We start from the raw sequence: 20,845 nt of genomic DNA, 5'->3' as shown, positions 1-20,845 counted from the left end.
TTATTTCATCACCTCAACTCAAAGATTATTAGCTTATCGTTAAAACGCAAAAACCAGCCGAAGCTGGTTTTTTCATATTAACTCATATTCTTATTTAACTGATAAGAAGATTTCTAATGAAGTTCTAAATTAGAACTGGTTCATCGTGTTATCTTTACCGCCTGCTTTCAGTGCTGCATCACCGGCAAAGTATTCTTTATGGTCATCGCCCATATCAGAACCAGCCATGTTTTGGTGCTTAACACAAGCAATCGATTGACGGATCTCTTTACGTTGAACACCTTTAACGTAGCCCAGCATGCCCTCATCACCGAAGTATTCTTTTGCTAAGTTATCAGTTGATAGCGCCGCTGTATGGTAAGTTGGTAGCGTGATTAGGTGGTGGAAGATACCGGCTTCACGTGCTGAATCAGCTTGGAATGTACGGATCTTCTCATCAGCCTGAATTGCTAATTCCGTGCTATCGTATTTCTCGTTCATTAGATCTGCGCGATCATAAGCTGAAACGTCTTTACCTTCTTCAAGCAAGATATCAAATATTTGCTGGCGGAAGTTTAGTGTCCAGTTGAATGATGGCGAATTGTTGTAAACAAGTTTTGCATTTGGTACCACTTTACGGATCTCATCAACCATTGCGCCGATTTGACCAACGTGTGGTTTCTCAGTTTCAATCCATAATAAGTCAGCACCGCCTTGTAGAGACGTGATGCAGTCAAGTACGCAACGTGCTTCACCTGTACCTTGTTTAAATTGGAATAAGTTACTTGGTAGACGTTTAGGACGTAATAATTTACCGTCTTTCTTAAGAATAACATCGCCATTGCCTAGCTCTGCTTCTGAGATCTCATCACAATCAAGGAACGAGTTATATTGATCACCAAGGTCACCTGGTTCATTCGTTACAGCGATTTGTTTTGTTAGACCTGCACCGAGTGAGTCAGTACGCGCAACAATCACACCATTATCGATACCTAGCTCTAGGAATGCGTAACGAACGGCATTGATTTTCGCAAGGAAATCTTCGTGTGGCACGGTTACTTTACCGTCTTGGTGACCACATTGTTTTTCATCAGATACTTGGTTTTCGATTTGGATACAACATGCACCGGCTTCAATCATTTTTTTAGCAAGTAGGTAAGTTGCTTCTGCGTTACCAAAACCAGCATCGATATCAGCAATGATTGGCACAACGTGAGTCACGTGATTGTCAATCTTGTCTTGTGTTTCAGCAACTTTAGCTGAGTCACCTGCATCTCTTGCTGCGTCTAGTTCGCGGAATAAACCACCTAATTCGCGTGCGTCAGCTTGGCGAAGGAAGGTGTATAGTTCTTCAATTAATGCTGCAACAGATGTTTTTTCATGCATTGATTGGTCAGGCAGTGGACCAAACTCAGAGCGCAGTGCTGCAACCATCCAACCAGATAAATAAAGGTAACGACGATCAGTATTGTTTTCAAAATGCTTCTTGATAGAGATCATTTTTTGTTGACCGATAAAACCATGCCAGCAACCTAAAGATTGCGTGTACAATGAAGAATCATTATCGTAGTTTTCCATATCAGCGCGCATAATATCAGCTGTGTATTGCGCAACTTCTAAGCCAGTTTTAAAACGATTCTGAGCACGCATACGCGCTGTATATTCAGGGCTAATTGCAGCCCATTTAGAGCCTTGTTCAGCTATTAATGTTGAAACTGCATCGATATCATTTTTGTATATAGACATTTTTATTCCTTTAATAATTATTTTAATACTTGATACAACAAGAACATGGCGAGATAACCTAACCTCGCCCTATTCCAAAAATTTCTAATCTAAGAAATCATAACCAGGCAGCGTTAAAAACTCAGCAAGGTGATCGCTGACTGTTAATTCTTCAAACAATTTAGACGCTTCACCAAAACGACCTTGCTCGTAAGCTTCAACGCCAATTTCTTCATCACGAATGACCACAAGTTCTTCTTGTAATAATTGGCAGAATAATTCTTTTGTTACAACTTTACCGTTGCTTAGTGTTTTACCGTGTTGGATCCACTGCCAAATTGACGCTCGTGAGATTTCAGCGGTTGCCGCATCTTCCATTAGACCGTAGATAGGCACACAACCATTACCCGAAATCCATGCTTCCATGTAACGAACACCAATACGGATATTTAAACGCATACCCGTTTCAGTTCGCTCACCAGCACAAGGTTCAAGTAACTCAGCAGCCGTTACCGGTGCATCGTCTTCACGTAAAACGTTAATTTGGTTAGCATTACCTGCACCGATATATTCGTTCATCACACCCATTGCAGTATCTGCTAAACCAGGGTGAGCAACCCAAGTACCGTCATGACCATTTTTTGCTTCTAGGGTCTTATCTGCGGTTACTTTAGCTAATACTTTATCGTTTTCTTCGGCTGTTTTGGCTGGAATAAATGCAGCCATACCGCCCATTGCAAGAGCGCCACGTTTATGACATGTTTTGATTAATAAACGTGAATAAGCACTAAGGAAAGATTTGTCCATCGTTACAGAATGACGATCTGGTAATACACGATCTGCATGTTTACGCAGTGTTTTAATATAGCTAAAGATATAATCCCAACGACCACAGTTAAGCGCAACAATGTGCTCTTTCATGCTATATAGAATTTCTTCCATTTCAAATACTGCCGGGATAGTTTCTATTAGCAGTGTCGCCTTAATTGTACCGCGAGCTAAATTTACTTTGTCTTCTGCATAACTAAATACTTCACTCCACCATTTTGATTCATGGTGACTTTGTAGTTTAGGTACGTAGAAATATGGGCCAGCGCCTTTTGCTAATAACGTTTCATAGTTATTAGAAAAATACAGGGCAAAATCAACCAAACAACCCGGTACAGTTTTACCATTAAAAGTAATATGTTTTTCTGGTAAATGTAGGCCTCGTACACGGCAAATGAGTGTCGCAGGATCATCATCTAAAGAGTAGTGTTTACCGTTCGCAGGGTTAGTATATTCAATCGTACCATTTACTGCATCACGTAAGTTAACTTGACCGTCTAGTACACCGCCCCATGTTGGCGCGAATGAATCTTCAAAATCAGCCATGAACACTTTAACACGTGCGTTTAGTGCATTAATCACCATCTTACGGTCAACTGGACCAGTAATTTCGACACGACGGTCTTGAAGTTTTGCAGGGATACCTTGAATCTTCCAATCGCTTTCGCGAATATGAGCAGTTTCAGGTAAAAAATCAGGGAGTTCACCAGCATCCATACGTGCTTGTTTTTTTACACGCTGGTTAAGTAACTCATCAACTTGAGGAGCGAACTTTTCGACTAACTCAGTCAACAAAGCAACTGCTTCAGGATTTAGGATCTGTTGTTGTTCTTGATTGATTTCCCCATGGAAAACCAGAGAACCTGTTTCATTAGACTGGGTATTGGCAGTCATAGTTTCACTCCGTTGAAATATATGTATTGGCCACAATTCATCATCTGTAAGTCACGGAAGAATAATCTCCCATTGTTTTAAACGTCTGTACGAATTGCTCTCTTAACCTACACATTGCAACAACTTCGCAATAAATGCAACATATTTCACATTAATGACACAGTGTCAAATTGCTATGTTTCGCTTTCCTAAAAATCAAATAAATTTGAAGTGAAACGAACTTTCAAATGAAGCTTGAGACCGGTTTATTATACCGCTATTTTTGATGTAACCCAATTCGTTACATCATCAAATACCTCACTGGAGTTAGATTCATTTAACATCTCATGGCGACCACCTGAATAAAGTTTACACTGCACTTCACTACAGCCATTGTTAGTAATATGTTGCTCTAATGCTAATACTCCCTTACCCTGTAAACCAACTGGATCCTTATCACCACTAAAAATATATATTGGCAATTTATTTGGGATTTTTGCTATTTCTGACTTTTGGCTAATGCTAATTAATCCTGACATGAAATCCAGCCAGAATTGTGGAGTACACGGAAAACCACAATAGCTATCATTAATATATTTATCCACTTGCACAGGATCACGGCTTAGCCAATCTGATGTTGTTCGCACAGGCTTAAGCTTACTATTGAAAGAACCAAATGATAGAAAATCTAAGAAACTACTTGGTGATCTAGCACCAATACGCATTTTTTCAATTTTACTCGCTATGCTTACCAGCTTATACATGGTTGGGCTTTGGTAATTAGAGCCACTTAGTATTAAACCCTTCAGCTTATTACCGTGTAAAATAGCATATTGCTGAGCTATGAAAGAGCCCATACTGTGACCAAATAATACTAAGGGGACAGCATGACGCTTAGCAACATCATCAATGATAAGATCTAAATCATTGATCACTTTATGCCACCCCCCCTCATCTGCATAATGGCCTAATACTGGAGCATCGTTACCATGACCACGATGATTCGCACCATAAACCGCAATACCAGCAGCGTTACAAGCTAGCGCAAACGCTTCATACCTTTCTATATGCTCGGCCATGCCGTGGCTTAACACCATAACGTAACGGATCTCTTGCTCAGGTAACCAAGCAAACAATTTTATTTCTCGGCCATCGGCAGCCATCAGCACAGAACGCATTACTATAATCCTTTTAGTGAAAAACAAGCTCAAGTTAATGGCTGATATAGTCGCATGCTGGTTAGAGTTGTAAAGTAAAATGAAGTTAAACATGAGGTAATAGCGGAGCTTATACTCAATCAAAAAAACAAAAAAGCCTTGTTTATCAATCAATAAACAAGGCTAATAATGACTAACTTAGGCATGCAATTTAAGTTTATTATTTTTCCAGTAAGTCTTTTACTTCATCATGATTAATATGACGAATATCTTTACCTTTAACAAAGTAAATGATGTATTCAGAGATGTTCTGACAACGGTCTCCAACACGCTCGAGTGCACGCGCGCACCACAGTACATTCAACACTTGTGGGATTGAACGTGGGTCTTCCATCATGTACGTCATTAGCTCACGGATGATACTTTCATATTCTCGGTCAACTTTAACATCTTCTTGATACACCTTAAACGCAGCATCAACATCCATACGCGCAAATGCATCAAGTACATCATGCAGCATTTTGACTGTATGGCGCCCCATATTTTCCATGCTAACGAGCGGTGGCGATTTTTTATTACGGTTTTCAATCACAGTACGTGCAATACGGTCTGCAACATCACCAATACGTTCTAAATCAGTAATGGTTTTAATAATAGCCATCACCAAACGTAAATCACTTGCCGCAGGTTGACGCTTAGCAATAATACGGGTGCAAGCTTCATCAATAGCAACTTCCATTGAATTAACGCTTTTATCGGTATCAATGATCTTGTTCGCCATATCTAAATCTTGTGACGATAATACTTCGATTGCTGAATTTAGTTGCTCTTCAACCAAACCACCCATCACCATCACTTGATTACGAATGCTTTCTAATTCTGCATTAAATTGACCGGAAATATGACGGCCTAATGTTAAATTATCCATGTATTGTCCTTTGCGTGTCATGACGCTAATTCTTTATTAAATCCAAACTCTTTATCAACTAAAAAAGAGCTAAATTAACCGTATTTACCCGTAATATAATCTTCTGTTTGCTTCTTCGCTGGTGTGGTAAATAAGGTATTAGTATCTGAATATTCGACCAACTTACCCATGTACATGAAAGCAGTATGATCAGATACACGTGCCGCTTGTTGCATGTTATGCGTAACGATAACGACAGTGAATTTTTTCTTCAGTTCAGTGATGAGCTCTTCAATCACTAATGTCGAGATAGGATCCAGTGCTGACGTTGGTTCATCCAGTAATAAAATTTCTGGTTCAATCGCAATGGCACGGGCAATAACTAAACGTTGTTGCTGACCACCGGATAAGCCAAACGCATTATCGTGTAGACGGTCTTTTACTTCATCCCAGATCGCTGCACCACGTAATGAAGATTCAGCCGCTTCGTCTAAACGACGTTTGTCGTTGATGCCTTGTAAACGTAAACCATAAACTACATTTTCATAGATCGATTTAGGAAATGGATTTGGACGCTGGAACACCATACCGACATTACGACGTAGTGTTGCTACATCTACATCACGATCATAAATATTTTTGTCATGTAAATTGATATCACCTTTAATGTGGCAGATATCAACTAAATCATTCATGCGGTTAATACAACGTAATAGTGTTGATTTACCACAACCCGACGGGCCAATGAAAGCGGTGACTTGTTTTTTCGGTATTTTCATACTTACATCAAACAGTGCCTGTTTGTCGCCATAAAATAAGTCTAAATTTTTAATTTCTAATGCTGTATCTGCTGGTGATAAATTATTAACATCTAGGTTTACAACATCAGTAACATTTGAACTCATATCAATCATTTTTTTTCCTATTGAAGCAGCCACTTGAGCAGCCGCTTTCCATATCTGTGTCTATAACCTGACAGGTCTTGTCTTTAACCTAGCAGGTCTAAATCTATAAGCTAACGTAACAGCTAGAGGTCTATAGTTCTAGATTTTTGAATTTTTCACGTAAATGGTTACGCACGCCAATTGCCGTTAAATTTAACCCGATAATAACGGTTACTAACAAGAACGACGTTGCATAAACTAATGGTCTTGCCGCTTCTACGTTTGGACTTTGGAAACCAACATCATAAATATGGAAGCCTAAGTGCATGAACTTACGTTCAACGTGAATATACGGGAAGTTCATATCAACCGGTAATGTCGGAGCAAGTTTAACTACACCCACCAGCATCAATGGTGCTACTTCACCCGCAGCACGGGCAACAGCCAGAATAAGACCCGTCATAATTGCTGGGCTTGCCATTGGCACGATAATACGCCATAGCGTTTCAAACTTCGTTGCACCCAGTGCTAGCGACCCCTGACGTAATGATGTTGGAATACGCGATAAGCCTTCTTCCGTTGATACAATCACAACAGGTAACGTTAAAATAGCCAGTGTTAATGCCGACCATAATACACCTGGTGAACCAAATACCGGAGACGGTGATGATTCAGGGTAGAACAATTCATCAATTGAACCACCTAACATGTAAACAAAGAAACCCAGACCAAATACACCGTATACGATTGACGGTACACCAGCGAGGTTAATCACCGCAATACGAATCATTTTCGTCAAGCCATTTTTCGGGGCATATTCATGTAGGTAAATCGCTGCAACCACACCTAATGGCGTCACAATAACAGCCATCAGCATCACCATAAAGATAGTACCAAAGATAGCAGGGAATACGCCACCTTCCGTATTTGCTTCACGTGGGTCACTTGTTACGAAGCTACCCATGTTACCAAACCAATGCATGATTTTACTCACAATACCCATGTCGTTCGGGTATGTCACTTCAAGTACATTAGATAATGGAATGCGAACTTCTTCACCACGCATGTCTTTGACAATAACAGCATCACGGTTAGCTTGGTCACGATAACTAAATAATTGCGCTTCATAAATTTGGTATTCAGCACGCAATCCTTCAGAGATCTTGCTATATTTCGTTTCAATCTCGCTAGTCAGCTCGTCTTTTAATTCATAACTGCGTAATTTTAAGCGAATACGCTCTAATTCATAGTTAACCGAACTAATTTCACCCTTCTGTAGACTTTGCGCTTTATCGTTTAGTTCAACAGCACGCTTAATCAGAACTTCTAATTGCGCCGCAGAGGTTAAGGATTTCTTCACCCCATTTTCTTCGATAGCAACTGGGTAACCATAAAAGTTACCATTCGTAAAACGTTCAATCACAGCCAGGGCAGCGGGTGTTGATTGTTCCGTAATTGCCGGACCAAGTAACCAGCTGAAATCAAGATCTACATATTCACGGTTACCGGTTTTCACCAAGATACGCTCTACCGTCTCTAACGTTGGGTCAATTTTGACACCAGCTTCAAGCAAGCGTTGAATTGGCACAAATTCACGATCATAGATCTCACCAATAACAACGCGGTTAGAACCATCTTCAAGCTGTACATTAAATTCATGTATCGCACTTGGCCAGAAGTAAGTCAAACCACGCCATGCGATCAACATCAACAAACCAAGAACTGCAATCAAACTTATACTTACAGCACCACCTGTCATCCATATCCAAGGCGATCCTGAGCGAAACCAATTTTTCATTTTAATATCCTATTACAAGCCTTAGATTAAATCGCGCTGTATTTTTCACGTAAACGCTGTCTCACGTATTCCGCAATAGTGTTGAATACAAACGTCAGAATAAAGAGTACGAATGCCGCTAAGAACAGTACGCGGTAATGCGAGCTACCCACTTCTGATTCCGGCATTTCGACTGCAATGTTGGCAGCCAATGTTCTCATACCAGAGAAGATATTAAAGTCCATTACAGGCGTATTACCGGTTGCCATTAATACAATCATTGTTTCGCCAACCGCACGGCCTAAGCCCATCATGACTGCCGAGAAAATACCTGGACTTGCAGTGAGTAACACAACTTTAACCAGTGTCTGCCAACTTGTCGCACCCAATGCCAATGAGCCTTGCGTTAAATGCTTTGGCACACTGAAAATAGCATCTTCAGCAATAGAGAAGATAGTTGGAATAACTGCAAAGCCCATCGCAATACCAACAATCAAAGAGTTACGTTGGTCGAAACCAAAGATATCATTGATATAAGCACGTGCGTCACCATCAAAGATCAAGTCTTCTACAAGCGGACTAACCGATACTGAGAAGTAACCAACAAGTAATAACACAGGCAACAGGATGATAACGTGTGCACCTTGTGGGACACGATTAACAAATGATTGTGGTAAGAAATGCCAAATAGCCGCCACCATCACAGCCGAAAATGGCAAGAGCACCGCGATCATCATCACACCGGGCAAATTCATTTCAACAAACGGTGCTAACCATAAACCAGCAAGGAAACCAAGGATTACCGTTGGTAGTGCTTCCATGATTTCAACCGTTGGTTTAATTACTTTACGTAAACCAGAGTTCATGAAGTAAGCAGTATAAATAGCACCTGCTACCGCGATTGGCACCGCAAATAACATCGCATAAAATGCGGCTTTAATGGTACCAAATGTGATTGGCACTAAGCTTAGTTTCGGTTCAAAGTCATCAGATGCCGAGGTCGACTGCCAAATATAGTCTGGTTCCGAATAGCCTTCATACCAAACTTCTTGCCACAATGCACTCCATGTCACTTCAGGATGCTCATTGGTTAGCTTATAAAAGCCGATACCCTGTTCTGATTCAACTAAGAAAGCGTTTGCACGAGGAGAAATTGCAATATGCTGAAGTGAACCCATACCAAGATCTTGGTGTAATAGTTTAGTTTCACCTGTGGCGTGAAAAATGGTAAGGCTATTATCCACCCCAACCGTCATGAAACCTTTACGAGAATATTCAGTGGTAATATCAATGACACTTGATTGCGCATCAAACTGACGAATTTTAGTGAACTTACGCTCGCCATCTTTAGCCACTTCAAACCATTGACTCACCACACCGTTATCATTCGCGACCAGTAATGAACTTGCGCCAGTTAATAATGCAACGTGGGTCACGTTTTGTTGTTTTTCATTAATATCTAACACTTCAACAATCGAAATATCATCGGTATCACGAATATCATAGATAGACAGTTTGTTACCACTACGCATGAAGATAAAGCGGAAATTTGGTGTTAACAATACTTGTTCAACATCCATCGGCATTGAAGGCAGCTCAATTGTCTCGCTGCTCCATTCCAATTCTTCCGTCATGAAGTTTTCTTCTGCAGTATAACGTAGCAATATACCGCGGTTATCCGCCGTCACCGCAACGATAGCCGCATCTTCACCTTCAACTTCAATTGCAATATGTTTTAATGCTTGCCCTTGGCTGTCAACTTCAATTTGTTGCTCACCAAATGGGAAATTAACTTGTGGTGTGATAAGACGCTTATCACTAGGATAGGTGACATCGAAATCAGCTTCCGCAACTAACGCCTTACCATCATTAAAACCAAATACAACGATAGGTGATGTTGGCCCTGTTTGACCAAATGACGTCGCCGGCTGTGGTAATGCATATTGCATCAACTCAACGTTGGGATCTAAAGTGTTAAAGAAGTTAATGCCTAAATCACTATAACGGTAGGCTATTTCATTTTGCTCTTCCATCGCTAATGCATAAGTATTACCAGCAAAAGATTGACTGTATTGTGCTTTAGATTCTATTTTCGCCGATTCAAAAACCGGATAAACCACATACAGTAGGTAGCAAAATATTAGCAGCAGTGTCATCAGTACAACACCTCCGCCCATTTTAATACCATATTCTGCGAGTTTATCTTTAATTAGACGTTTACGGGAGCCCGCAATCGTTAAAGAAAACTGTTCAGCCATCTCTTCCTCGTATTTAGCTGTAATTAATCACAACGCGATTATATGTAATATTTATGACAGTTATATGACATCACTCAACAACGTTAAATATATTCCACTTTAGCTGGTCTAAGCACTGATATTTATATACCAGTGCTATATTTATGCACGTTATTTGCATATAGTATGGCGCATCATATTAAGTGATGAAAGTAGCTAAAACAAAACGTTTTACACCGGATTTTTTATATAGGGCTTAGAAATGCTTAAACAACTTATCGTAACGCTTATTGGTGATGATAAATCAGGTCTCATAAACAACTTATCACGTGTCGTCGCCGAACATAAGGGAAACTGGTTAGCAAGTAACATGAGTGAGCTAGCAGGACAATTTGCAGGTATCTTACAAATTTCAGTAGAAGATGAATATTACCGCGATCTATGTGAAGCATTGAGCCTGATCCCAGGCCTAACCATAAGTTTCGCCGAAGGTAAAAATCAAAGTATTTGGCAGAAATCACCCTGCCTTATCATCCAAGATAACGACCGTCCGGGAATTATCAACGAAGTATCTAAGATATTAACGCAGCACGGTATTGAATTAAAAGCGATAACAACACACAGCAAAGATCTGTGGCAGTCTGATAACAATCGTTTTTATGCCAAACTTAAGCTAGCGCTGCCTGATACCCTAGACCATGATATGCTCAGTGGTGACTTAGCAAAAATATCGCCAACCTTGATTGCTGAAATGACCGAAGCTTAGGTATATAGGCGGGTTAATAGATAAGTAGACAAACAGGTAAACAAATCATTATATAAAAATGGCGCCATTACCAACTATGATAATGACGCCGCACTCAATACTGTCACACTTTATTCATAAAAATATCCAATGATATTCTTATCATTAAGACTATTTATGACACATTAATTAACGTCACTTTACCGTCTTCATCTACCTCTGCAATATGCCCTTTTGGCTCTTCCATTAATAACAAAGCAATAAAGCCGACTATCGCCGTGATTGAAATCGCATAAAAGAATACTTGTGTCGATACGATTGAATACAGTGTTAAATAAAATACAGCCCCTACATTCCCATAAGCACCAGTCATTCCCGCAATTTGCCCCGTTAAACGACGCTTAATTAATGGTACCGCAGCAAATACAGCACCCTCGCCAGCTTGCACGAAGAATGAACATGCCATTGCGGTTGCGATAGCAAGCGGTAATGACCACGCAGCCGTAATTTGTGACATCGCATAATAACCAACGGCTAAACCAGCAGTTAAGATCAATAATGTCTTCTTACGACCAAAGCGGTCACTGATCCAACCGCCACCGGGACGTGACATTAGATTCATAAAGGCGTAAGACGCTGCAACCATACCTGCTTCCGTCATTCCTAGTCCGAATGTTTCTGCAAAAAATAGCGGCAACATGGAAACAACCGCTAACTCAGAACCAAACGTAGAAAAGTACAAAACGTTAAGTACAGCGACTTGCTTAAACTTATAACGTTCAATTTCAGGCACTTCTTTAACAAAAACATCGCTATTTACTTGGTATGTTTTCCAGCAATCAAGTACATAAAGAACACCTAAACCAACATAAATAGAGTGGGTGATAGTTTCTGTGAACATACCGATTTGTAACAACTTCCACGCTAATAAGCCAAGCGTCAGGTACATAGGTAGTTTCATGATCAGCAGTAAATAAAAATCACCTTTGCTGGTCACTTCCATTGCTCCGCCTTTTTTGGGGCGGAAATAAGTTGCACCTTTAGGTGTATCAGTAACATTAAAGTAATACACAATACTGAATAACAAACTCATTAAACCTGTGATGGCAATCGCATAGCGCCAGCCATCTTCACCACCAAACAATAATGCAATTGTCGGTAGTGTGAATGCAGCAGCAGCCGAACCAAAGTTACCCCAACCACCATAAATACCTTCCGCGGTACCTAACTCATTGGCAGGAAACCATTCACTAACAATACGGATACCAACTACAAAACCAGCACCAATCAGCCCCATCATAAAACGCGCTATTGCTAACTGTTCAAAGGTCGTCGCCATTGCAAACATAAAGCAGGGAATAGAACAGACAGCTAATAATGTAGAGTAAACAATCCGAGGTCCGTATTTATCGGTTAGCATACCTATAATCACTCGAGCAGGAATGGTTAAGGCTACATTTAAGATCAGCAGAGTTTTAACTTCTTCAGTGGTTAAACCTAAACTGTCTTTAATCGCTAACATTAGTGGTGCTGCATTAAACCAAACCACAAAAGTAATAAAAAATGCCATCCACGATAAGTGTAAAGTTTTCATTTTCCCTGAAAAAGACAATATATTAAATTTTTCTTGTCCCATAAAAATTCCCTCTAAGATATAAAAACAAAGTTTAAAAAATTTTATCTTATCTAGAACAAAGCAATACTAAGGCCAACTTAATAAAAGCCAACTTAAACACTACTTATCAATGACTTACAACCAAGGAACATCAAAACCATAGACCTGGGGTTGAATATTTGCACCAACATGGTGACTAAATGTGAGCAATGTATCATTTTGAGAGCAATTTCCCCAAGCTTGCACATACAGTAAACAAGGCTACGACCTCATTTTATTTTATGCCAGAAAGCAAAAAGCCCGCTAAATAGCGAGCTTTAATCATTTAACCTAAGTAAGTCGTATTACAGTGTAATACCTGCTTTCTTAAGGTCTTTTGATGTAACTGAGTTAGGTAATGGGATATAACCATCTTTAGCTACGATCTTCTGACCTTGTTTCGATAATATCAGTTTTAAGAACTCCGTTTGCATTGGAGATAATGCTTTGTTCGGGATCTTATTGATGTAAACGTATAGGTAACGAGACAATGGGTATTTACCTGATGCAGCGTTATCTAACGATGCTTCGATGTAGTTAGTCCCTTTTTTCGCTAGTGGTACTGCACGAACACCTGATGTTTTATAACCGATACCTGAGTAACCGATTGCATTAAGTGATGATGATACAGACTGTACAACAGATGCTGAACCAGGTTGCTCATTCACGTTATTTTTGAAGTCACCTTTACACAATGCTTTCTTCTTAAAGTAACCGTAAGTACCCGATACTGAGTTACGACCAAATAATTGGATATCACGCTCAGCCCAAGAACCTTCTAGTCCTAATTCACCCCAACGTTCAACACGCTTCGCTTCACCACATTTTAGTGTGCTTGAGAAAATCGCATCTACATCGGCAATGTTTAAACCTTTAATTGGGTTATCTTTGTGTACGAATACCGCAAGTGCATCGATAGCAACTCGAATTGCTGTAGGCTTGTAACCGTAACGTTTTTCAAACGCTTCGACTTCTTTAGACTTCATTTTACGGCTCATTGGACCGAACTGTGAAGTACCTTCTGTTAGTGCAGGTGGCGCAGTAGAAGAGCCAGCCGCTTGGATTTGTACGTTAACACTTGGGTAAATATGTTTGAATTCTTCAGCCCACAACGTCATCATGTTTGCTAATGTATCAGAACCAACTGTAGATAGGTTACCTGAGATACCACTTACTTTTTGATACTCTGGTAATTTAGGGTCTAGTCCTGCTGCAAATACGCTTTGTGAAGCGATTGCTGTCATTGATATCCCTAATGCTACAACAATTTGTTTAATATTCATTTTACTTCTCCAAGTATAATTTTTTATTTTGTGTCTATGACTACAGGGTATATAAGCTTTGTATTTAGTGTCCACGACTACAAGTAATATAAGCTTGTATCTTGTACCTCGTTTCTGTGAATACAAGTATTCAATAAACTGATGACAATAATATGAATGAAACATGACGGTTTGATGACAGCGCACGATTTATTACAAATAAACCTCTGCTAATTACCCATACAGTATAAATTTATCGCTAAAAAAAAGCCCATCGCATAGTGGATGGGCTTAGTTATTGAATAATACTAGTCACAATCGCGGTAACGTTAGTGGCGTTTTACATACGTCACTAACGGTAAGGTGAAGCTAAAGCAACTGCCTTTGCTCACTTTGCTATTAATTTCTAACACACTGTCATGATTGCTTAAAACATGCTTCACAATTGATAAACCAATACCAGAGCCACCAGAATCACGTGAACGCGCATCATCAACACGATAAAAACGCTCAGTTAAATGATGTACATGCTCGGCAGAAATACCATCGCCATTATCGGTCACACTTAATGAACCACCAGCGGCTGTATGCTTCCATTCAACCACCACTTTGCCGTCCGTAGGCGTATAGCGTACCGCATTGTAGATCAAATTAGATACCGCACTGCGCAATTGTGATTCATCACCCAATGCAAACAGGCCGTTTTCAATGTGGAACTCTACATTTAAGGCTTTATCCGCACCTAAAATCAATACCTCTTGTTCTAACATCGACAGCATAAACGGAATATCAACTTGCTTTTCAAAGTCGACAGCCTGTGCAGCTTCAATACGAGACAAGGCTAATAACTGGTTCACCAACGAATCCATACGCGCCGTTTGTTCAGACATGACTTTATGCGCACGAGCAAACATTTTATCCGATTCATCAGGCTCAAGCATTTCCAGATAACCCTTTAATACGGTTAACGGTGTACGTAACTCATGAGAAACATTGCCCATAAAATTACGTCTGACTTGTTCTAGTTGACGCAGTTCAGTGACATCACGAGCCACCAGCATCGATTGATCATCGGTATACGTCATTACGCGAATTTCTAACGTCTTGGCATTATGCACTGGCGAAGTGATCTCTAACGGTTCTCGGTAATCTTTCGAATTTAAATATTGAATGAAATCCGGAGTTCGGATCAAATTACCAATATGTTGATGCGCATCATCTGGCCATTTCAGACCAATCATTTGTTGCGCTAATTTATTACACCACATAATGGAATAATCAGTATCTAACGCAACCACGGCATCCGGTAAGGCTTCAGCACCTTCACGAAAACGCCGAATAACCATACGCAATTCTTTACGCTTACGTTTATGTCGACGCTGCAAACGATAGATGCCATTAAAAATGGATTCCCAGCTACCTTTACCTTCAGGCGGCGTCGCCGTGCGCGCAACCCATAACCACTGATGTAATATGTATTGGCTACGATATAACCAAACAACATGTACGGCAGTGGCGATGAGTAAACTCAATGTAATATTATCAATAACTAAACCAACAAGAAAAAACGGGATATACCAATAAAGCAGTCGCCATAAGCCACCGACAAAAACGTTCGTCTTATTCATATTGAAACTTCAACTCTCATGATTAACGTATCGAGAAGCGATAACCTGCACCACGCACTGTTTGTACATATTTATCATGTTCACTCGGTGTTAATGCTTTTCGCAGACGACGGATATGTACATCAACCGTGCGGTCTTCAACGTATACATTCATGCCCCAAACATTATCTAATAACTGCTCTCGGCTATACACACGTTCTGGGTGTGTCATAAAAAAGTGCAATAATTTAAATTCAGTCGGACCGATTTCAATCACAGAATCACCAGCAGAAACGCGATGAGCAACAGGATCAAGCTGTAACCCACTAATATCAATAACTGCATCTTGAGTCATTGGCGCAACACGACGCATTACCGCATTTAGCCGTGCAATCAATTCTTTTGGTGAGAATGGTTTCGTGATGTAATCATCAGCCCCCACTTCTAAACCTTTAACCTTATCTTCCTCTTCACCACGTGCCGTTAACATCACGACCGGAATAGTGGATAAATGCGGTTGAGACTTTAAGTGCTTAATATATTTAATGCCGCTACCACCAGGTAACATCCAATCTAATAAGATTAAATTAGGATAAGGTTCGACAAGCCGATCTACCGCCTCGTTATAATCCCCAGCTTCAACAACATCAAATCCTTTTTGTTCTAATGCAAAACACAGCATTTCACGGATCGCAAGTTCATCTTCAACTACTAAAATTCGCTTAGACACTTTAAATATCCTTTACTATTCTTCCCTTAATAACCGTCACCGGTCAGTAAAAGATTTATATTTTAATGATGAAAGAACCACTTATCTTTCGACTTTAACTGAAAGTTATTATCAGCTCAATATGTTTCAGTATTATTACATTGATGAATTCTTTATTAAAAAGTCGAATTTCACACCTAACAAATGTAATGAATATCACATAAATATAGCATTTAATTAAAACACTGATTTTAATAATTAAAAGTGACGATTCAATTGAATACTTTATACACCAGATGGCAATGAAAGTGTGGAATTAAGATCTTGATTGATGCATGTTTAGCCACTAGGCAAACTTGTATTTCCAACATCCTTGAGTATACTGGTTATCCAAACAGTTGATACCAAGGTCCTGCTATAATGTGGTTTAAAAACTTACTAATTTATCGTTTCACTCGTCCATTTGAACTAGATATTGAACAACTTGAAACCAAGTTAGCTGATTTCCCTTTTACCCCTTGTGGTAGCCAAGATTTATCTAAGTTCGGTTGGATAAAACCACTGGGTAAGTCAGGTCAGGCTTTAACGCATGGTATTTCAGATAACATTCTGATTTGTGCGAAGAAAGAAGACAGAGTATTACCAGCGTCTGTTGTTAAAGACATGCTACAAGAAAAAGTCGACACGATTGAAGCAGAACAAGGCCGAGGCCTAAAGAAAAAAGAAAAAGATGCACTAAAAGAAGATATCGTCCATCAACTACTCCCACGTGCATTCCCACGTAGCAGCCAAACATTTGCTTGGATTTGTCCGTCACAAAAATTATTAGTCGTTGATGCATCAAGCGCTAAAAAAGCCGAAGACCTCATCGCTTTATTACGTAAGTGTGTCGGTAGCCTACCTGTTGTGCCAGTTGCTTTAACGACGCCAGCAGATGTAACTATGACAGAATGGTTAAATAACGGCAGTGCTGCACCGGGTTTTGAACTGGGTGATGAAGCTGAATTACGTTCTGCACTTGAACATGGCGGTATCATCCGTTGTAAAGAACAAGACTTAACCAGTGACGAGATCCAACACCACCTTAACGCAGATAAGTTAGTGACTAAATTAGCCTTAGATTGGAGTGAATCACTGTCTTTCTTACTTGGCGAAGACATGTCAGTAAAACGTCTTAAATTCAGTGACCTCATCAGAGAACAAAACGATGATGTGGCAACCGATGATTACGCAGCAAAATTTGATGCCGACTTTGCCTTGATGACCGGTGAGTTAATGCGCTTCATTCCAGACCTAATCACTGCCCTTGGTGGTGAGGAAGCAACTACAGCTAAATAAAGCCTCATTAACGCAGCATGTACCTCTTTATATGCTGCGTATTTCCAATTATCGCCTTTAATACCTCCAATTTCACATGACAGTTTTGTCACAAACCCACATTTTTGTACATAAAAACAGCGAAAAAACGCCTTATTTACCGAACACTCGTCTCTCCAGAAATACACAACCAAAATAAACACTACAAACTTAATGATTTAAAACAATAACTTGACCTTGCGAGCTAGGGTTTTGTGACATTTTAAACTCACTGTAATATTACTGTCATACAAGTTTGTTTTAATCCTTCTCGTCAACTAACTGAAACAAATCTGTCATTCGATACAGATAAAACGGTACCTAGAGATGAAAAACAACAACGAAGCAATTGAATTGAACCCAAGCACAATGCAAAAAGTATTAAGCTGGGTAAGTGTAGCCGCATTGGTATACTTCGTATTGGTAGCAGTATCTACAGTAAGTGGAGGCTTTAAAATGTTCTCTGGCGGTAGCGCTGGTGCAGAACAAATATTCGCTTTCGCAACTAACCCATTCGTCGCTTTATTATTAGGTATCCTAGTAACAGCGTTAGTACAATCTTCAAGTACAGTAACATCAGTAATCGTTGGCCTAGTAGCCGGTGGCTTACCAATCTCAATCGCAATCCCGATGGTGATGGGTGCGAACATGGGTACGACAATCACGAACACTTTCGTGAGCATGGGTCATATCCGCGACAAACAAGAGTTCCAGCGTGCATTTAGTGCTGCAACCGTACATGACTTCTTTAACCTACTTGCAGTAGCTATCTTCCTACCGCTGGAAATTGCATTTGGTATCCTTGAGAAAATGGCTACCTTCCTAGCAGATTTCTTTGTTGGCGGCAGCAGCTTAAGCATTAAAGAATTCAACTTCATTAAACCGTTAACAAAACCTGCGGTAAACCAAATTAAAGAACTTGCTGGTTCATTACCTGTAGAAAGCAACACTGCAGGTCTAGTCATGGTATTCATCGGTATCTTCATGATTGGTTTCTCGGTAACCTTCCTAGGTAAAGTATTAAAATCAGTAATGGTTGGTCGTGCTAAAGCAGTACTACACGGTGCAATCGGTCGTGGTCCAGTAAGCGGTATCTTATCTGGTACAGCGGTTACAGTAATGGTGCAGTCTTCATCTACAACGACAAGCCTAATGATTCCACTAGCGGGTAGCGGTGTATTTACTACACGTCAAATCTTCCCATTCACACTAGGTGCAAACATAGGTACAACAATCACTGCATTACTTGCAGCAACATCAATCAGTGGTGATGCAGCGCAAGTAGCAATGACGATTGCATTGGTACATGTTATGTTCAACGTATTCGCTGTCGCACTTATCTACGGTATCCCGGCACTACGTGAGATTCCAATTAAATGTGCAGAAGCATTAGCACGTCAAGGTACTGAAAATAAATTCATCGCTTTTGGTTATGTCATTGGTGCTTTCTTCGCACTACCTGGCCTGATGATTATTTTTAACTAATATGACAAACAACTGATGGCTGTAAACAATTAGCCATCAATATAAAAAGCTCAGACTTGTTCTGAGCTTTTTTGTTTCCGATTTTGACATTACAACTTTACCAACCTTCCCTTGCAAATATCCTCGACACCTCTCAATACGATCAAATAAAACATGATCCAGATCAACACTGAAACATTGTTCAACGCGTACAATCGCGAACCTTGATGCCCTTAGGGTATTCCCTGACTTGAACTCAGACAACAATTGAGGTTGAAATGTTTACTCCAGAATTACTTTCCCCAGCAGGTTCACTAAAGAACATGCGTTATGCTTTCGCTTACGGTGCAGATGCTGTTTACGCTGGCCAACCACGCTATAGCCTACGTGTTCGTAACAATGAATTTAGCTTAGAAAACCTAGAAATTGGTATCAATGAAGCTCACGCACTTGGTAAACAATTCTATGTGGTTTGTAATATCCAACCTCATAACTCAAAGTTAAAAACCTTCATCCGTGATTTAACACCGATCATAGCCATGAAACCAGACGCGATCATCATGTCTGATCCAGGTCTGATAATGATGGTACGTGAAGCTTTCCCTGATATGGTTATTCACCTATCAGTACAAGCAAATGCTGTAAACTGGGCTACCGTTAAGTTCTGGTATACCCAAGGTATTAAGCGTGTCATTTTATCTCGAGAACTATCACTAGATGAAATTGAAGATATTCGTTTCCACTGCCCTGATATGGAGATCGAAGTATTTGTACACGGCGCACTGTGTATGGCTTATTCAGGCCGCTGTTTATTGTCTGGTTACATTAACAAACGCGATCCAAACCAAGGGTCATGCACGAACTCATGCCGCTGGAAATACGATGCACATGATGCAACCGAAAATGAAACCGGTGATATTGTTGCAACCAATCCTGAGATTTACACACCAGAAACTGAAATCTATACTCCAGAAACAGATTCGCCAGAGCCGACGCTAGGCAAAGGTAAACCGACAGACCAAATTTTCTTATTACAAGAACAAGGTCGTCCAAATGAATATATGCCTGCATTTGAAGATGAGCATGGTACTTACATCATGAACTCAAAAGACCTACGTGCAATCCAACACGTCGAGCGTCTAACTAAAATGGGCGTACATTCATTAAAAATTGAAGGTCGTACTAAATCGTTCTATTACTGTGCACGTACAGCACAAGTATATAAACAAGCGATTAACGATGCTGTTGCAGGCCGAGACTTTGATCCGTCTTTACTGCGTTCACTAGAGCACCTTGCGCACCGCGGTTACACTGAAGGTTTTTTAAGTCGTCATACTCACGATGCATACCAAAACTACGATTACGGTTATTCAATCAGTGAAACACAACAGTTTGTGGGTGAATTCAATGGTCGTAACGATAAAGGCCTTGCTGAAGTGATTGTGAAAAACAAATTCTTAGTGGGTGATTCTCTTGAACTAATGACGCCACAAGGTAACCTGACCTTCAAACTAGAAGAATTAGAAAACCGTAAAGGCGAAGCAATGGAATACGCGCCAGGTTCTGGTCACATTGTTTATTTACCTGTTCCAGAAGAAGTCACACTGGATCACGCACTATTAATGCGTAATTTTAATAACAGTGAAGATACACGTAACCCGCATAAATAATCCATCAGGAT

15 protein-coding genes are annotated in these 20,845 nt (G+C 40.1%); 4 read left to right on the top strand and 11 right to left on the bottom strand.

Annotated elements, in window-relative coordinates; all coding sequences use genetic code 11:
* Positions 1 to 129 precede the first annotated feature (129 nt).
* The 7 genes from HWV03_RS03840 to HWV03_RS03810 form a co-directional block, all read right to left on the bottom strand.
* Positions 130 to 1,725 carry an isocitrate lyase gene (locus HWV03_RS03840; protein WP_211678531.1) on the bottom strand — a complete coding sequence of 532 codons (1,596 nt, stop codon included), beginning with the start codon at positions 1,723 to 1,725 and terminating at the stop codon, positions 130 to 132.
* A gap of 84 nt (positions 1,726 to 1,809) precedes the next feature.
* A complete protein-coding gene (gene aceB / locus HWV03_RS03835; protein WP_211678530.1) occupies positions 1,810 to 3,426 on the bottom strand; it encodes a malate synthase A in 1,617 nt (538 codons plus the stop codon).
* Between the two features lie 248 nt (positions 3,427 to 3,674).
* Positions 3,675 to 4,583, bottom strand: a complete 909-nt coding sequence (locus HWV03_RS03830; RefSeq protein WP_211678529.1) for an alpha/beta fold hydrolase — start codon at positions 4,581 to 4,583, stop codon at positions 3,675 to 3,677.
* A gap of 199 nt (positions 4,584 to 4,782) precedes the next feature.
* A complete protein-coding gene (gene phoU / locus HWV03_RS03825; RefSeq protein ID WP_211678528.1) occupies positions 4,783 to 5,490 on the bottom strand; it encodes a phosphate signaling complex protein PhoU in 708 nt (235 codons plus the stop codon).
* Between the two features lie 74 nt (positions 5,491 to 5,564).
* Positions 5,565 to 6,383 carry a phosphate ABC transporter ATP-binding protein PstB gene (gene pstB / locus HWV03_RS03820; RefSeq protein WP_211678527.1) on the bottom strand — a complete coding sequence of 273 codons (819 nt, stop codon included), beginning with the start codon at positions 6,381 to 6,383 and terminating at the stop codon, positions 5,565 to 5,567.
* 121 nt (positions 6,384 to 6,504) lie between these two features.
* Positions 6,505 to 8,151, bottom strand: a complete 1,647-nt coding sequence (gene pstA / locus HWV03_RS03815) for a phosphate ABC transporter permease PstA (RefSeq protein ID WP_211678526.1) — start codon at positions 8,149 to 8,151, stop codon at positions 6,505 to 6,507.
* A gap of 26 nt (positions 8,152 to 8,177) precedes the next feature.
* The gene (locus tag HWV03_RS03810; RefSeq protein ID WP_211678525.1) at positions 8,178 to 10,388 is read right to left on the bottom strand and encodes an ABC transporter permease subunit; all 2,211 of its coding nucleotides are present in this window, start codon (positions 10,386 to 10,388) and stop codon (positions 8,178 to 8,180) included.
* 241 nt (positions 10,389 to 10,629) lie between these two features.
* On the opposite strand from HWV03_RS03810, the gene HWV03_RS03805 reads away from it, so the two are divergent.
* Positions 10,630 to 11,133 carry a glycine cleavage system protein R gene (locus HWV03_RS03805; protein ID WP_211678524.1) on the top strand — a complete coding sequence of 168 codons (504 nt, stop codon included), beginning with the start codon at positions 10,630 to 10,632 and terminating at the stop codon, positions 11,131 to 11,133.
* A gap of 154 nt (positions 11,134 to 11,287) precedes the next feature.
* Here the strand turns inward: HWV03_RS03805 and HWV03_RS03800 are convergent, their stop codons facing one another.
* From HWV03_RS03800 to phoB, 4 genes are all read right to left on the bottom strand, one after another.
* Complete coding sequence (locus HWV03_RS03800) at positions 11,288 to 12,748, bottom strand: NarK family nitrate/nitrite MFS transporter (protein ID WP_211678523.1); 1,461 nt, start codon at positions 12,746 to 12,748, stop codon at positions 11,288 to 11,290.
* Positions 12,749 to 13,071: 323 nt separating this feature from the next.
* Entirely contained in the window at positions 13,072 to 14,049 is a 978-nt protein-coding gene (locus HWV03_RS03795) for a PstS family phosphate ABC transporter substrate-binding protein (RefSeq protein ID WP_211678522.1), read from the bottom strand.
* Between the two features lie 308 nt (positions 14,050 to 14,357).
* Positions 14,358 to 15,656, bottom strand: coding sequence for a phosphate regulon sensor histidine kinase PhoR (gene phoR / locus HWV03_RS03790; protein ID WP_211678521.1), 1,299 nt, complete (start codon positions 15,654 to 15,656; stop codon positions 14,358 to 14,360).
* Positions 15,657 to 15,678: 22 nt separating this feature from the next.
* Positions 15,679 to 16,365: a phosphate regulon transcriptional regulator PhoB gene (gene phoB, locus HWV03_RS03785; protein ID WP_211678520.1), complete on the bottom strand. Its 687-nt coding sequence runs from the start codon at positions 16,363 to 16,365 to the stop codon at positions 15,679 to 15,681.
* Positions 16,366 to 16,764: 399 nt separating this feature from the next.
* On the opposite strand from phoB, the gene rdgC reads away from it, so the two are divergent.
* The 3 genes from rdgC (at position 16,765) to trhP (ending at position 20,834) form a co-directional block, all read left to right on the top strand.
* Entirely contained in the window at positions 16,765 to 17,682 is a 918-nt protein-coding gene (rdgC, locus tag HWV03_RS03780) for a recombination-associated protein RdgC (RefSeq protein ID WP_211678519.1), read from the top strand.
* 345 nt (positions 17,683 to 18,027) lie between these two features.
* Positions 18,028 to 19,185 (top strand): Na/Pi cotransporter family protein, encoded by a 1,158-nt coding sequence (locus HWV03_RS03775; protein ID WP_211678518.1) that lies wholly within the window; start codon positions 18,028 to 18,030, stop codon positions 19,183 to 19,185.
* Positions 19,186 to 19,442: 257 nt separating this feature from the next.
* Positions 19,443 to 20,834: a prephenate-dependent tRNA uridine(34) hydroxylase TrhP gene (trhP, locus tag HWV03_RS03770; RefSeq protein WP_211678517.1), complete on the top strand. Its 1,392-nt coding sequence runs from the start codon at positions 19,443 to 19,445 to the stop codon at positions 20,832 to 20,834.
* Positions 20,835 to 20,845 lie beyond the last annotated feature (11 nt).

The organism is Moritella sp. 36, from assembly GCF_018219415.1.
Taxonomy (GTDB): Bacteria; Pseudomonadota; Gammaproteobacteria; order Enterobacterales; family Moritellaceae; genus Moritella.
This window is presented reverse-complemented; position numbering and strand designations above follow the sequence as displayed.

Bases quoted from the DNA above. Each gene is read 5' to 3' on its own strand.
- HWV03_RS03840 (WP_211678531.1), bottom strand. From the start codon at position 1,725: ATGTCTATATACAAAAATGATATCGATGCAGTTTCAACATTAATAGCT.
- aceB (WP_211678530.1), bottom strand. From the start codon at position 3,426: ATGACTGCCAATACCCAGTCTAATGAAACAGGTTCTCTGGTTTTCCAT.
- HWV03_RS03830 (WP_211678529.1), bottom strand. From the start codon at position 4,583: ATGCGTTCTGTGCTGATGGCTGCCGATGGCCGAGAAATAAAATTGTTT.
- phoU (WP_211678528.1), bottom strand. From the start codon at position 5,490: ATGGATAATTTAACATTAGGCCGTCATATTTCCGGTCAATTTAATGCA.
- pstB (WP_211678527.1), bottom strand. From the start codon at position 6,383: ATGATTGATATGAGTTCAAATGTTACTGATGTTGTAAACCTAGATGTT.
- pstA (WP_211678526.1), bottom strand. From the start codon at position 8,151: ATGAAAAATTGGTTTCGCTCAGGATCGCCTTGGATATGGATGACAGGT.
- HWV03_RS03810 (WP_211678525.1), bottom strand. From the start codon at position 10,388: ATGGCTGAACAGTTTTCTTTAACGATTGCGGGCTCCCGTAAACGTCTA.
- HWV03_RS03805 (WP_211678524.1), top strand. From the start codon at position 10,630: ATGCTTAAACAACTTATCGTAACGCTTATTGGTGATGATAAATCAGGT.
- HWV03_RS03800 (WP_211678523.1), bottom strand. From the start codon at position 12,748: ATGGGACAAGAAAAATTTAATATATTGTCTTTTTCAGGGAAAATGAAA.
- HWV03_RS03795 (WP_211678522.1), bottom strand. From the start codon at position 14,049: ATGAATATTAAACAAATTGTTGTAGCATTAGGGATATCAATGACAGCA.
- phoR (WP_211678521.1), bottom strand. From the start codon at position 15,656: ATGAATAAGACGAACGTTTTTGTCGGTGGCTTATGGCGACTGCTTTAT.
- rdgC (WP_211678519.1), top strand. From the start codon at position 16,765: ATGTGGTTTAAAAACTTACTAATTTATCGTTTCACTCGTCCATTTGAA.
- HWV03_RS03775 (WP_211678518.1), top strand. From the start codon at position 18,028: ATGAAAAACAACAACGAAGCAATTGAATTGAACCCAAGCACAATGCAA.
- trhP (WP_211678517.1), top strand. From the start codon at position 19,443: ATGTTTACTCCAGAATTACTTTCCCCAGCAGGTTCACTAAAGAACATG.